The organism is Porphyromonas uenonis DSM 23387 = JCM 13868 (genome assembly GCF_000482365.1).
In the GTDB taxonomy this organism is placed as follows: Bacteria; Bacteroidota; Bacteroidia; order Bacteroidales; family Porphyromonadaceae; genus Porphyromonas; species Porphyromonas uenonis.
Map to the genome: position 1 here is coordinate 30,422 of NZ_KI535310.1, position 14,330 is coordinate 44,751.

Sequence of the window (14,330 nt, forward strand, 5' to 3'; positions counted from 1 at the left end):
ATCCCCATGGAGAGACTGTTACCCAGACAAGACAGGTAGCAGTCTCTCTTTTGTATTCTATACACCCTCTTTTCCCCCACACATCATGATCGCAGAGCGTCTAGCAGAGATACGGAGTCAGATACCAGCGCAGGTGCAGCTGGTCGCCGTCTCCAAGTTTCACCCCGTAGAGTCCGTCCGTGAGGCTTACGAAGCTGGTCAGCGACTCTTTGGCGAAAACCGTGCTCAGGAACTTGCCGAAAAAGCTCCCCAGCTCCCCGAAGACATTCAGTGGCACTTCATCGGCACCCTCCAGCGTAACAAGGTCAAGTATATCGTCCCCTACGTATCTCTCATCGAGAGCGTTGACTCCGAGTCACTCCTCCAGGAGATCGTCAAGCAGGCGAACCGCTTCGACCGCCAGCTACGCATCCTCCTGCAGTACAAGATAGCTCAAGAAGAGAGCAAGAGCGGGCTAGACCACGCTGAGCTCCTAGCACTCGTGGATCACTACCTAGCGACACCCGAGTGGCGGGAGCGCATCACCATCTGCGGCTTGATGGGTATGGCGACACTGACGGCGGACAAAGAGCAGATACGTCACGAGTTTGACACGCTCCGGGCCCTACAGGCGGAGCTACGAGAGCGCTACCCCGACATCTCGTGGGACGAGCTCTCCATGGGCATGAGCAGTGACTGGCCCCTAGCCGTAGAGGCGGGCTCCACCATCGTACGCATCGGCACCGCCATCTTTGGCGAGCGACAATACTAGCAGCGAGCCGCTCCCCCATCGCCCTCTGACGGAAGTCAGACGCCCTCTCACGTAGAGGAGACTTAATCGCAGATTAGATGCGGTTAAGTCTCCTCTTTTTTGTCTAATCCGTTCAGCAACCCTAGTTAGTTCGGTCAAAAGTGTACCTTTGTACCAGTTAACTGCAAGGGTGGAGCGTGAACTGACAGTCGGCGATCACGCTTTAAACTCTCATTTAGCAACGTATAGCGACCTACTTATGATCTATTTACGTCGATATGACTTTGCCGTGGGGCTACTGGCTCTCCTACTGATGATGCTCGCCACGCCACTTAGCGGGCAAGCACAAAAGCAAGCGCAGCGCAAGTTCACGATCAATGGCTTCGTGCATGACGTACAGAGTGGCGAGACGCTGATCGCCGCCAATGTGATGGAGCTCAACAGCCGCACAGGTGCCGTTACGAATGAGTTCGGCCACTACTCGCTGACGCTCCCAGCGGGAGAGGTGCGCCTGCAGTTTTCCTACGTCGGCTACCAGAGCGACACGATACGTCTGCAGCTATCATCCGATACGACGCTCTCGGCTTCGCTCATTGAGGGTCAGCTCCTCGGCGAGGTGGTCGTGGTGGGTAGTCCGAATCCCTCGGGCGTTGAGACAGCCACGATTGGCGCACAACATATATCGGCGAGCGAGATCAAGCGACTGCCCGCTTTCTTTGGCGAGCAAGATGTGATCAAGGCGCTACAACTGCTACCCGGCGTACAGAGCGGTTCGGAGGGTTCGTCGGGACTCTTCGTGCGAGGTGGCGATCCAGACCAAAACTTGATCCTCATGGACGGTATCTCGCTCTACAATCCGAATCACATGCTGGGAGCATTCTCGACCTTCAACCCCGATGCGGTGAAGTCGGTGACGCTGTACAAGGGCACCTTCCCCTCTCGTTACGGGGGGCGTCTCTCTTCGGTCGTGGATGTACGTCTCAAAGATGGCGACCTGCAGGAGTACCACGGCAATGTGAGTGTGGGACTCATCTCCTCAAAGATAAATGTCGAGGGACCTATCGTCAAGGATCGCACCACCTTCAACTTCTCAGCACGGCGCACCTACCTAGACCTGCTGGCTGCGATGGCTTTTGCGATACGTAATCGCCAGGAGGGCGAGGATGGCGAGAAGATGAAGGGCGGATATGACTTTCACGACCTGAATCTGAAGGTGACGCACCGCTTCTCAGATAGAGATCAGTTGTACCTCTTCGGCTACTATGGCAACGACCGTCTCTGGACACGCTATACTAGTGGAGATGACAAGCAGCAGATGTCTTGGCTGTGGGGCAATGCGATGGGTTCGCTGCGGTGGAACCATGTCATCAACGGACAGCTCTTTCTCAATACCACCGCCTCCTACACGCAGTACCGCTCTAGGCTACGCATGAAGATGCAGGAGACCAAGGATCAGCCACCCGTAGCGATGAGCTACGACTCGGGCATCCGTGATTGGCTCCTAACGAGCGAGCTACACTACTCGCCTGTCGAGCAGCATCAGTTGCTCTTCGGAGCCAACTACACCTTCCACACCTTTCGCCCTGAGATGACTTCGGTGCGGGTGAACGGCAAGGACTTCAACGACTTCACTGGGACGGATTTTGACGTTTTCGGGAGCAATCCTCAGATTTATGCCCACGAAGCTTCACTCTACGCTGAGGATGAGATGAAGCTGGGGGACAAGTGGACCTTTAATGCGGGGCTGCGCTACAGCTTCTATTATGTGCGTGGCAAGGGCTACCATAATATAGAGCCTCGTGTGAGTGCTGCTTGGCGCATCACGCCTGCCCTAACGGCTAAGGTGGGCTACGCTCTGATGACACAGCATGTGCACCTCTTGACGAACAATAGCCTGAGCCTGCCTACGGATCTGTGGGTGCCCTCGACGGACCGCATCAAGCCGATGCACGTACACCACTTTACGGCGGGGCTATTCCTCCATGTGCCTCAGTGGGGCGACTTCTCGGTAGAGGGCTACTACAAGCCTCTGAGCAATGTACTGGAGTACAAGGAGGGCTCTTTCTTTTATGGTGTCTCGACAAACTGGGAGCAGATGGTTGCCATGGGACGTGGCACGGCTTACGGTCTGGAGCTGCTCTGGCAGCGTAAGGTGGGTAAGCTGACGGGCTGGGTGAGCTACGCCTGGGCTCGTACGTGGCGCACCTTCGACCAGCCGGGCGAGGAGCTCAACTTCGGGCGCACCTTCCCCGCTAAGTATGACCGCATCCACGACTTTAAGATCACTGCGATGTATCAGCTGAGCAAGAGCTGGGACTTTGCCGCCACTTGGGTCTTTGCCTCGGGCCAGACGGGAACCATCGCAACGCACGAGTACGGTGGTATGAAAGATCCACTAGCTCCATCAATGTATGGCGCAGCGGGGTCGCTAAACTATGTGTCTGAGCGCAATAACTACCGCTTCAAACCTTACCACCGACTGGATCTAAGCGTCACCTACACGAAGCATCACAAGCGGGGCAAGAGCTTGTGGAACCTAAGCGTCTACAATGTCTACAATAATATGAACCCCTTCCTGGTCACGCCTGTGAGCGAGAAGACGGGCGACCACTCTTACCGCACCGTGCTGCAGCAGGTGACGATCTTCCCGATCCTGCCCAACATCAGCTACACCTACTCCTTTTAGCTTGAGACCACTATGAGACCTATACAATATATTCAGTTAGCCAGCAGCGCACTACTCATCACACTCCTCGCGAGCTGTCGGACGACTATTCCCCTCGACCTAGGCGACAACACGCCACGCATCGTCATCAATGCGGTCGCCACAGAGCAGCAGGGCATCGACATATCGCTCTCCGAGAGCAAGCCGACGGGTGTCTCTTCTTCCACTACGAATGTCTACTATCCCTACTACCACCCCGACTGTCCCTATCGTATGACGTTCAGGGTCAACGACCAGCTCATACCGATCAACGAAGTGGCGCAATACAAGCCCCAGACTGGCGACCGCATAGCGATCTCGGTAGAGAAGCCTGGGCTCAAGACTGCTTCTGCCACTACCACCGTACCTACACAGCCTACCGTGGGCACCGTAGAGGTCAAGACGCTAGACAAAAGTCGTCGTACCTCGTGGGTGAGCAATGCTTCAAACGTAAAGCTACAGAAAGGTCAGTACCTAGAAGTACAAAACTACGAACTATCCGTCCCGCTCCAAGGCATCACGAAGGATGGCTTCTACCGTATCATCGTAGAGCGGCAAGCAGTGATGCGAGGAGAGGGCATCCAACCAGAGGAATACCGATGGTTTCAGGAGCAGCTGCAGGACCCAAGCTTAGCAAAGTTTAGCAGCGGCGATCTGATCTTCGAGTCGGCCAAAGCCTACCCGATGAATCTACTCGCTGGCTCTAACGTCTCCACAAGCGACTACACGCTCAGGACGACGCTCTCCTTTGCCACGAAGGTCTGCAATGCCGATGGCTCTACAGATGAGGCGCAGACTACGAGCGAGGTCTCGGACTATGTCGCCTTGCGTGTCACAGTCTATGCGATCACGGGCGACCTCTATCACTACTGGCAGACGGTTACCTCAGACCGCTATAATGGCATGAGTGAGACGGGGCTCTCGGAGCCTATCCTCATCTACAACAACATCCACGACGGTCTCGGCATACTCGGCAGTATGGCTGCGAGCCAGCGTCAGGATCTTAAGGTCGTAACACGCTAATGCGGTGAAAGACTTATGACACAAAAGACTCTACAGATGCTTCCCGAATGGGCTCCACAAGATGCGATCCTCCTCGCCTGGCCACACAGCCAGAGCGACTGGGCTCCGATCCTACACGAGGTACAGCGCACCTACTGCGACATCATCGAGCAGGTGACACGCTTCGAGCCCGTCGTGCTACTCGTGCCTGAAGATCCAGACGAGTACACCACTCTGCCGTCGGAGCTACGCTCGCGTTGCCTACTCGTCCCCTGCCCGACCAACGATACGTGGTGCCGTGACTACGGTCCGCTGGCTCTCCAGAGTCCCAGTGGCGCACGAGGCTTGGTAGACTTCACCTTCAACGCTTGGGGTGGTAAGTTTGGCGCTACACTAGACAATCAAGTGGTACGTAACCTCGTCGCTGACAAGCTCTTTGCCCCAGAGGTCGCTTACATAGACGCCTTGGACTTAACCTTCGAGGGGGGAGCCTTGGAGTGTAATGGCGAGGGCTTCCTCTTGACCACCAAGTCCTGCGTAGAGGATTCGCACCGCAATCCGCATCTCTGCGAGACACCTCACATATATGAGGAGTTGCTAGCTCGTCTCGGACTGACCGACTACTGCTCGCTCGAAGTGGCTCCCCTACCGGGCGACGATACCGATGGACATATAGACACGATTGCCCGCTTTGTGGACCCCGACACTATTATATATGTCTCCCCGAGCGACCCTACGGCGCAGAGCTTCGCCGCCTTGACACAGCTAGAGCGTCAGCTACAAGAGCTAGCTCGTCAGCGTCCCGCCTTGCGACTGATCGCTCTCCCCGATGTGGGCGACTTCCCCTCACACTATGAGGCGGACTGCCTCATACCAGCTACCTATGCGAACTTTCTCCTCGTTGACGGTGCGCTCCTGCTCCCCATCTACGGTCGCAGCACCGACAGCGAGGCGCAGCGCATCCTCCAGCAAGCACTGCCTCACCTTGAGGTCGTGCCGATCGACTGCTCCATACTGCTCGAGCAGCACGGCAGTCTGCACTGCATCTCCATGCAGATACCGCAAGGCTTCCTCAACCCCTCACTTCTAGACACCATAACAAGATGAAAGTAGGTATCATACAGCAGCACAACGGTGCTGACCATACGAACAATATCCACCGCCTCCAGGAGCGCATCCGCCAGCTAGCCCACGAAGGTGCCGAGCTAATCGTCCTACAAGAGTTGCACAACGGACTGTACTTCTGCCAGACCGAAGATGTCGCACTCTTTGACCAAGCGGAGACGATACCGGGGCCATCCACCGAAAGCTTCGGCGCCTTAGCGCGTGAACTGGGCGTCGTGATCGTCCTCTCACTCTTTGAGAAGCGCGCCACAGGCCTTTATCACAACACCGCCGTAGTACTAGAGCGAGACGGCTCCATAGCGGGTCGCTATCGCAAGATGCACATACCGGACGACCCCGCCTACTACGAGAAGTTTTACTTCACTCCAGGCGACCTAGGCTTCGAGCCGATCGACACTTCCGTAGGTCGCCTCGGCATCCTCATCTGCTGGGATCAGTGGTACCCCGAGGCTGCACGGCTTATGGCGCTCAAGGGCGCCGAACTACTCATCTACCCGACCGCCATCGGCACCGCAGCTTACGACACGCCCGAAGAGCAGCAGCGCCAGATCGATGCGTGGCAACTGGTGCAGCGTGGTCATGCCGTCGCCAACAACCTCCCCGTCATTGCGGTGAATCGTGTCGGCTACGAACCCGACCCCTCAGGCGTCACCGAGGGGATACAGTTTTGGGGTCACAGCTTCGTCACAGGTCAGCAGGGCGAGATGCTCTGTGATCTGAGCCAGACCGAGGAGGCGGGCGCCGTCGTGGAGCTCGACCTAGAGCGTACCGAGCTCGTCCGACGCTGGTGGCCTTACCTGCGCGATCGGCGCATAGAGAGCTACGGAGAGATCACCCGTCGCTACATTGATTGAGCCATTTGTGAAGGTCAAATAGGCAAAAGAGTGATTTATTCCTCCGAAACTGCTAACTTTGCAGGCAATAGCTCATTCCACATAGAATAACATAAAACGAATTGATATAGTATGGCATTAAAAGAATCTGGGTCACAAGGCTCTCACCACTCTGAGGAGATTGTGTCTCGTAGCGAGCAATTCATTGAGAAGTACAGCAAGGTCATCATTTGGTGTGTGCTGGGCGTCATCGTGCTAGGTGTAGGCATCTGGCTCTACATCAGCAAGGTGGTCAAGCCTCGTGCCGACAAAGCAGCTGCACAGCTATACCTTGCTGAGGAGCAGTTTATGGCAGGTGCTGACAGCGCTGCACTCAACGCTCCTGCAGCTGGAGCCATGGGACTCCTAGAGATTGCTGACAAGTATAGCAGCACCGACGCTGGCAAGCTGGCTCACGCCTACGCTGGTATCATCTACTACGACGAGGGCAAGTACGAGGAGGCTATCCGTGAGCTCAAAGAGTTCAAAGCTAAGGAGAAGATGGTCGCTCCCTCTATCACCCGTCTCATCGGCGACTGCTACGTAGAGCTAGGCAAGTACGACGAAGCTGCTAAGTACTTTATGGACGCAGCCAAGGCTGCCGACAACCCCGTTGTCTCTCCGAGCTGTCTTATCAAGGCAGGCCATGTCTACGAGGAGCTAGGTCAGTATGACAAGGCACTCAAGGCTTACAAAGAGATCCAGGACAAGTACTACACAGCGCCTGAGTCTGAGAGCATCGAGGCTTCGATCATACGCGTAGAGGCTAAGCTTAAGAAATAGATTTTTAGAGGTTAGACTTTAGAGATTAGACTTTAGAAGTTAGAGATTAGAAGCAAGAGATTAGACTTCCGATCACTCCGATCCACTCCGATAGCTCTGATCCCTCCGATCTCTAAAGTCTAACCTCTAACCTCTAACCTCTAAAGTCTAATCTCTAACCTCTAACCTCTAAAATCCATGTCTTCACAACTCCACAGCCAGCAGACACCGGCTCACTACACGCTCCAGCACAGGCGCACGGCGGACGTACGTCGCATCGCTGTCGTCTACTCGGAGTGGAATGCTGAGATCACTCACGCCCTCCGCGACGGAGCTGTCACGACACTCCTAGAGTGCGGACTAGAGCGCCAGCAGATCGAGACCTTCTCCGTGCCAGGTGCCTTCGAGCTAACCTATACGGCTACCCTACTCAGTGAGGCGCCCCAACCCTACGACGCTATCATCATCATCGGATGCGTCATACGTGGCGAGACCTCGCACTACGACCTCATCTGCAACAGCGTCACCGAGGGAGCTACCGAGCTCAACCTACGTGGCAAGGCGCCTGTCATCTTCGGGCTCGTCACTGTCGAGAACATCGAACAGGCTCGTGCCCGCTCTGGCGGTGCCGTAGGCAACAAAGGCTCCGAGTGTGCCATCGCTGCGCTCCAGATGATCGACATCAGAGCTGAGATACAAGGGTAATACCCTGACCTATATTACGACAAGTCCCTAGTGCTATCTGTAGCGCTAGGGACTTTTATCATTTTAGGGCATAGGGTGCTTCGCTCGTATCGTACTGTATCCGTAGCACATACGAGTTCCAAAAGCAGTTCCCCTCTTGGAACTTTTTAGTTCCAAGGCAGGAACTTTTTAGTTCCAAGGCAGGAACTTTTTAGTTCCAGCGGAGGAACTTTTCAGTTCCAACGGAGGAACTTTTCGGTTCCAACGTAGGGGGCAAAGCTTTCGGTCAGGGTTGACGCATGATGAAAATGAGCTCGTTTCATTTCCTACCTAGGAATTGCCAAAATTCCTACCTAGGAAATGGCCAAATTCTTCGGACTTATTTTTTGATTCCTCCGAAGTTTCATTTGATTCCTCCGAAGTTTCATTTGATTCCTCCGAAGTATTTTTGATTTCCTAGGTAGGAATTGGGCAAATTCCTAGGTACCTATTTGGCAAATTCCTAGGTACCTATTTGGCAAATTCCTAGGTAGGAATTCCATTCTTCGGAAGGAGTGCGTAATCAGAGAGGTTCCGTAGCCACACTCTGTAGCGATAATCGAAAAGCCTGTTTCCTAGTTATCGTCACGTGCAGCTTCTAGACGGCTGGTTATAATACGTCAGCCCTAAGCTTTCGGTCTGCTCTGCACTACGCTAATGCCGTTTTTCGTACCTTTGTACCCGTATAACTATAGGACAGAAGCTCCACACACATGCAAGAAATACGAAATATCGCCATCATCGCTCACGTCGACCACGGTAAGACGACCCTTGTCGACAAAATGCTCCTCGCAGCCAAGCTCTTTAGAGAGGACAAAGCTGCCGAGGTCGACACCTTTCTAGACAATAACGACCTAGAGCGAGAGCGAGGTATCACGATCGTTTCTAAGAATGTCAGCATCACCTACAAGGGGGTCAAGATCAACGTCATAGACACCCCAGGACACGCCGACTTCGGCGGTGAGGTGGAGCGCGTGCTCAACATGGCCGACGGGTGCCTGCTACTCGTAGACGCCTTCGAGGGACCGATGCCTCAGACCCGCTTCGTACTGCAGAAAGCCCTCGCCATAGGACTTAAGCCGATCGTCGTCATCAACAAGGTGGATAAGCCCAACTGCCGCCCCATGGAGGTGCAGGATATGGTCTTCGACCTGATGGCTTCGCTAGAGGCGACCGATGATCAGCTTGACTTCGTCACTCTCTTCGGTAGTGCCAAGCAGGGCTGGATGAGCCGTGACGTGGAGAAGCCTACGGAAGACATCACGCCCCTACTTGATGCGATCATCTCTGAGATCCCCGCACCACAACAGCTGGACGGACCTCTGCAGATGCTCATCACCTCGCTGGACTACAGCTCCTACGTGGGACGTATCGCCGTGGGGCGCGTGCATCGTGGCACCATACACAACGGCGACACCGTGCTCCTCTGCCACAAAGAGCGTGAGCCACATCGTGAGAAGGTCAAGGAGCTCTACACTTTTGAGGGTATTGGCAAGGCAAAAGCGGACTCTGTCTCCAGTGGCGACATCTGCGCCATCGTGGGCTTTGACCACTTTGAGATTGGCGACACGATCGCTGACCCTGAGCATGCCGAGGCGCTAGACACGATCTCGGTCGATGAGCCGACGATGTCGATGCTCTTTACGATCAATAACTCTCCCTTCTACGGACGAGAAGGTAAGTTTGTCACCTCTCGCCATATCCATGAGCGTCTGATGCGTGAGCTGGATAAGAACCTCGCTCTGCGTGTCGAGACGACTGACCAGGCGGACTCGTGGAACGTCTTCGGCCGTGGCGTCCTGCACCTCTCCGTGCTGATCGAGACGATGCGCCGTGAGGGTTACGAGCTACAGGTGGGTCAGCCTCAGGTCATTATCAAGGAGATCGATGGCGTACGGTGCGAGCCTATCGAAGAACTGACGATCAATCTCCCCGACGAGACCAGTAGCCGTATCATTGATATGGTCATACAGCGCAAGGGCGAGATGACCGCCATGGAGAGCAAGAACGGTCGTACGCACCTCGTCTTCACAATACCTTCGCGTGGCATCATCGGACTCAACAACAGCGTCTTGACCGCTTCGGCTGGTGAAGCTGTCATAGCACACCGCTTCCTGGAGTTTGGACCTTGGCGCGGAGATATCGAGCGTCGCAACAATGGTAGCATCATAGCGGGTGAGAGCGGTACCGCTTTTGCCTATGCGCTGAATAACCTCCAGAGCCGCGGACGCTTCTTCATCGCTCCTCAAGAGGAGGTTTACGCTGGTCAGGTGATCGGCGAGCATACGAAGGACAACGACCTGACGGTCAACGTCTGCAAGAGCAAGAAGCTCACCAACATGCGTGCCGCCGGTAGTGATGACAAGGTAGCTCTCGCGCCTCCCGTCGTCTTCAGCCTAGAGGATGCGCTGGAGTATATCAAGGCAGACGAGTATGTGGAGGTCACGCCTAAGTCTATGCGTCTGCGCAAGATACTCCTCAACGAGCTAGACCGCAAGCGCGCCAACAAAGCATAAACAATCCAATCACTTCATAAACACAACAAACTATGAAAAGAATCGCACTACTCATCATCGCCATGCTCACGCTTGGCTTTGCAGCGCAGGCTCAGTCCACCTTTAGCAAGGGGACGACGACTGCCAACCTCGGACTCGGTATCGGTGGTACCCTCTTCAGTGATGACTACAATGTCATCCTACCTCCGCTATCTCTAGGTATCGACCACAGCGTAGTCAGTGGTCTCTTTGATGGCAACGGATCTATCGGTGTGGGTGGGTACTTTGCCACTGAGCTCTATCACATCAAGGGTTATGACAAGGGACTCTGGAATCAGACAATAATCGGTCCGCGCGGATCTCTGCACTACCAGTTTGTAGATAGGCTCGACACCTACTTCAGCCTCGTGCTAGGTCTTAAGCTCATTAGCTGGGACTATAAAGTAACGGTTCCTGGAGGCAAAGTCAAGAGCAAGGACACCACGACAGATTTCGGTTGGGGGGCGCACATCGGTACTCGCTACTATCTCTCCGACCGCTGGGCTATCATGGGTGAGTTTGGTTATGGACTAACCTATCTCTCACTCGGTGCCACCTATCGCTTCTAAGTCTTAGCGAAGCGCTACAACACAATCAAAGCAGGAGACGACTTACGAGTTGTCTCCTGCTTTTGCATTTAAAACTGTGTAGGGTCACTCGTCATGCGACGCAGGGTGCTGCTGATTGCGAGGGTGGTAGCGCAAGATGTCGGCACGGAGTGCAGTGCGGTCCACGTGGGTGTAGACCTCTGTCGTCGCTATGCTTTCGTGCCCCATCATCAGCTGGATAGCGTGCAGGTCGGCTCCGCCCTCAAGGAGGTGCGTAGCAAAGCTATGGCGCAACGTGTGCGGACTGATCTCCTTATGTATGCCCGCCAGCTCAGCAAGCGTGCGGATCAGGCAGAAGACCGTGATGCGAGAGATCGGTTGACCACGACGTGAGATGAAGATATACTGATCATATTCAGGCTTCGCATTATAGCGATAGGGATCATTGAGATAGCGCTGCACATCAGAGACCGCCTTGGGACTCATCGGCACCAGACGCTCTTTGCGACCCTTGCCCCAGACGTGCAGATAGCCTTCGTCGAGGAAGACATCGGAATAGGTCAGCCCGCAAAGCTCCGACACACGTAGCCCGCAACTGTAGAGCACCTCTATGATCGCCGTGTCTCGTGAGGCCTCGATACGATCCTCGTCGATAGCTCCGAGTAGGCTGTCTATCTCTGCCAGCGTGAGCACCTCCGGGAGCTTCTTATGTATCGGTGGCGTCTGCAGCATATCTGTCGGGTCACGCTCTATCTCCTCTTCTAGCGATAGGAAGCGAAAGAAACTCTTGACCCCGCTCAGCACACGAGCCAGCGAACGCATCGAGATGCCTAAGTCCAGCAGATGCGCCGCAAAGTTATTGAGATGCAGCAGCGTTACCTCCCGCAGACTCAGCCCCATATCGTCTATGTAGGTGTAGAGCTTGTCCACGTCGTAGAGGTAGGAGTCGATACTATTGTCCGAGAGGTGTTGCTCCAGCCTCAGATAAGTTTTGTAGCGCTGTATTAGTTGCTGTCTTGGTTCTAGACTCATTGCAAGGGAGTTTCTTACTATCTTTGCCGTACGAAGTTAGCCATTTGCATCTAAACCGACAAGTTTACTATGTCTATAAATAGTTTGACCGAACCCCTTGCTACACCGACCACGGACAAGCCAGCCATACTCATCCTCAATGGTCCTAACCTGATCCAGGTGGGTCAGCGCGAAGCCGAGATCTACGGCTCGACCCCTCTAGTCCCCTACTTGGAACAACTAGCAAGTGCCACCACGGAGGCGACCATTGCCATCCGCTACTCGCACTACGAGGGCGCACTCATCGAGTACCTCTACATGGCCCAGGAGCTAGGCTACCAAGCGGTCATACTCAATGCGGGGGGCTATACGCACACCTCCGTAGCTATCGCAGACACGATACGCGCTATCTCTCTACCAGTCATCGAGGTGCACATCTCCCAGCCACTAGCCCGTGAGTCTTACCGCCACACCTCGCTCATAGCACCCTATTGCCGTGGGAGTATCGCTGGCTTTGGCGTGGCCAGCTACGACTTAGCCGTACGAGCAGCTCTTCAGCTGAGCCGTTGACACCTTATATTACATAGACTATGGACGCAGAGCTAGAGCTTTATGCCCAGCAACACAGCTCCTTCGGGGATCCCCTACTAGACGAGTTACTCCGCACCGCCTATGTGCGCCTCCTACAGCCGAGGATGGTGTGTGGAGCTACGCAGGCGGGACTACTCTCGATGCTCATCAAGCTCAGTGGTACCAAGCGTGTCCTGGAGCTGGGTGCTTATAGTGGTTACTCAACGATAGCCATGGCGATGGCGCTCAAACCTGTGAGTGGAGAGATCGACTCCATCGAGTGTGATGCCGAGATGATCCACTTCCTCTCCCCTTTTGTAGCACGCAGCGGGTGTGCCGAGCGCATTCACATACACCACGGTCAGGCTCTAGAGCTGATGCCCGCACTACTAGCGCAGCAAGACTACGATCTCGTCTACATTGATGCCAACAAGCGTCAGTACCCTGACTACTACCAGCTACTGCGCAAACACCTACGCCCTGGGGCGATCATCCTAGCGGACAATACCCTTTGGGACGGTAAGGTAACCGTCCCAACGACCCATCACGACCTACAGCTGGAAGGGATCCAGCATTTCAACGAACTGGTAGCTCAGGACAGCGGTGTGGAGCAGCTCCTCCTACCGCTCCGTGATGGGCTCACGATCATTCGCATCTTGTCCGCTTAGTCAGGCTGAGCGGGAGCAATAGGCTTTGGCTCTTGGGAGGGCAGTTCAGCCGGTGTAGGTGTTGCCACCGTGGTGGGCTTGGTTGTGTCACTCTTCGCCTGCATCTTATACGAGGTCACCTCGTTGCGCAGCTTGATCAACTCCTCACGTTGCTCAGCCGTGAGCTTGTTGAGCTTGAGCCACTCTAGGAGAGCACGCACAGCCAGTCCGATCGTGATGACCGTGACCGCACCGATAGCGCCCGACCAAGAGACCGTGACGAAGGGCAGATCCTGCGTAGGCGTACGCCACCCGAAGAGCGCCTTGCAGAGGATCGGCATAAAGAGCGCAACCACCGCCACGATCACCACAAAAGCGATATAGCCACCGAAGTGACGACGACGCATCATGTGCCCAGCGACATAGTAGTAGTTGAGGTAGAAGATTGCGACCAGAAAGATATCCAGCAGCCATGTAGAGAGATAGTGTGATGGCTCTTGCCAGAAGGACTTAGCCATTGTACTGCTCTGTCCGATCAGGATGGACTGGATCAGCACGATGACAAGCCATGCGACTAGATAGATTAGCCAAGAGTAGCTCTTCGTCGAGCTTTGCTTTGTAACAGTAGCGTCTTGTTTCATAGTACAGGTAGACTTATAGTTATTACACCACAAAGATACAACAGGATAACGAAAGAAGCCTATCATGCCACCTGAAATTGCGCATTTGAAGTGGTGTTGCTCTTGACACAGTGTGTGTAGTCCATAAAATAAGGTATATTTGTAGCACACAACAATCGAGCAAATCTATGAAGCGATTAGGAATCGGTCTAGTGATCTTACTAGGTCTAGTATTGATCACTCTATACCTAGTGAAGATCAGCACGCGAAACCAGGACAAAGAACTCCCCACATCCCAAGATAGCCTCTTAACCCTTGCATCCACTCCTGCTGAAGCATATCAGCAAGACTCGAAGGATCTTGGCGTGAATGAGTCCCGGGCTGAGGAGACAAATCTTGCTATAGAGAAGTTAAGCCGACATGGTGACGACAAGGATCATACGCTCTATAAGCATCTATGTTTTTTGTTGACTCGTTCTGAC

Annotated in this window: 13 protein-coding genes; 11 read left to right on the top strand and 2 right to left on the bottom strand. The window is 54.4% G+C overall.

The features are described 5' to 3' along the window. Window positions 1-85 precede the first annotated feature (85 nt). The 9 genes from L215_RS0108645 to L215_RS0108685 all read left to right on the top strand — a co-directional run bounded on the left by L215_RS0108645 (window position 86) and on the right by L215_RS0108685 (window position 11,021). A complete protein-coding gene (locus L215_RS0108645) occupies window positions 86-751 on the top strand; it encodes a YggS family pyridoxal phosphate-dependent enzyme (RefSeq protein ID WP_036871863.1) in 666 nt (221 codons plus the stop codon). 238 nt (window positions 752-989) lie between these two features. Next, window positions 990-3,416, top strand: a complete 2,427-nt coding sequence (locus tag L215_RS0108650; RefSeq protein ID WP_025883377.1) for a TonB-dependent receptor — start codon at window positions 990-992, stop codon at window positions 3,414-3,416. Window positions 3,417-3,428: 12 nt separating this feature from the next. Continuing rightward, a complete protein-coding gene (locus tag L215_RS0108655; protein WP_025883375.1) occupies window positions 3,429-4,457 on the top strand; it encodes a DUF4249 domain-containing protein in 1,029 nt (342 codons plus the stop codon). 15 nt (window positions 4,458-4,472) lie between these two features. Further along, window positions 4,473-5,543, top strand: a complete 1,071-nt coding sequence (locus tag L215_RS0108660) for an agmatine deiminase family protein (RefSeq protein ID WP_027451654.1) — start codon at window positions 4,473-4,475, stop codon at window positions 5,541-5,543. Continuing rightward, window positions 5,540-6,415 (top strand): carbon-nitrogen hydrolase, encoded by an 876-nt coding sequence (locus L215_RS0108665; protein WP_025883373.1) that lies wholly within the window; start codon window positions 5,540-5,542, stop codon window positions 6,413-6,415. Before L215_RS0108660 ends, L215_RS0108665 begins: the two co-directional genes overlap by 4 nt. 111 nt (window positions 6,416-6,526) lie before the next feature. Continuing rightward, the gene (locus L215_RS0108670; RefSeq protein WP_025883371.1) at window positions 6,527-7,216 is read left to right on the top strand and encodes a tetratricopeptide repeat protein; all 690 of its coding nucleotides are present in this window, start codon (window positions 6,527-6,529) and stop codon (window positions 7,214-7,216) included. 177 nt (window positions 7,217-7,393) lie between these two features. Beyond that, window positions 7,394-7,900 carry a 6,7-dimethyl-8-ribityllumazine synthase gene (gene ribH, locus L215_RS0108675; RefSeq protein WP_027451655.1) on the top strand — a complete coding sequence of 169 codons (507 nt, stop codon included), beginning with the start codon at window positions 7,394-7,396 and terminating at the stop codon, window positions 7,898-7,900. A 731-nt stretch (window positions 7,901-8,631) separates the two neighbouring features. Next, on the top strand, window positions 8,632-10,434 hold the full coding sequence (gene typA, locus L215_RS0108680) for a translational GTPase TypA (protein WP_025883305.1): 1,803 nt from the start codon (window positions 8,632-8,634) through the stop codon (window positions 10,432-10,434). A gap of 32 nt (window positions 10,435-10,466) precedes the next feature. After that, entirely contained in the window at window positions 10,467-11,021 is a 555-nt protein-coding gene (locus tag L215_RS0108685) for an outer membrane beta-barrel protein (protein WP_025883304.1), read from the top strand. A gap of 84 nt (window positions 11,022-11,105) precedes the next feature. Here L215_RS0108685 and L215_RS0108690 read toward each other — a convergent pair whose 3' ends face one another. Beyond that, window positions 11,106-12,032, bottom strand: a complete 927-nt coding sequence (locus L215_RS0108690; protein ID WP_025883303.1) for a tyrosine recombinase — start codon at window positions 12,030-12,032, stop codon at window positions 11,106-11,108. Window positions 12,033-12,101: 69 nt separating this feature from the next. Between L215_RS0108690 and L215_RS0108695 the strand changes: the two genes are divergently transcribed. Together L215_RS0108695 and L215_RS0108700 are read left to right on the top strand one after the other, a co-directional pair. After that, complete coding sequence (locus L215_RS0108695; RefSeq protein WP_025883302.1) at window positions 12,102-12,581, top strand: type II 3-dehydroquinate dehydratase; 480 nt, start codon at window positions 12,102-12,104, stop codon at window positions 12,579-12,581. Between the two features lie 20 nt (window positions 12,582-12,601). Continuing rightward, complete coding sequence (locus L215_RS0108700; protein ID WP_025883301.1) at window positions 12,602-13,249, top strand: O-methyltransferase; 648 nt, start codon at window positions 12,602-12,604, stop codon at window positions 13,247-13,249. On the opposite strand, the gene L215_RS0108705 is transcribed toward L215_RS0108700, so the two are convergent. Next, on the bottom strand, window positions 13,246-13,869 hold the full coding sequence (locus L215_RS0108705) for a hypothetical protein (protein ID WP_044111971.1): 624 nt from the start codon (window positions 13,867-13,869) through the stop codon (window positions 13,246-13,248). The two genes, L215_RS0108700 and L215_RS0108705, sit on opposite strands and share 4 nt — an antisense overlap. Window positions 13,870-14,330 lie beyond the last annotated feature (461 nt).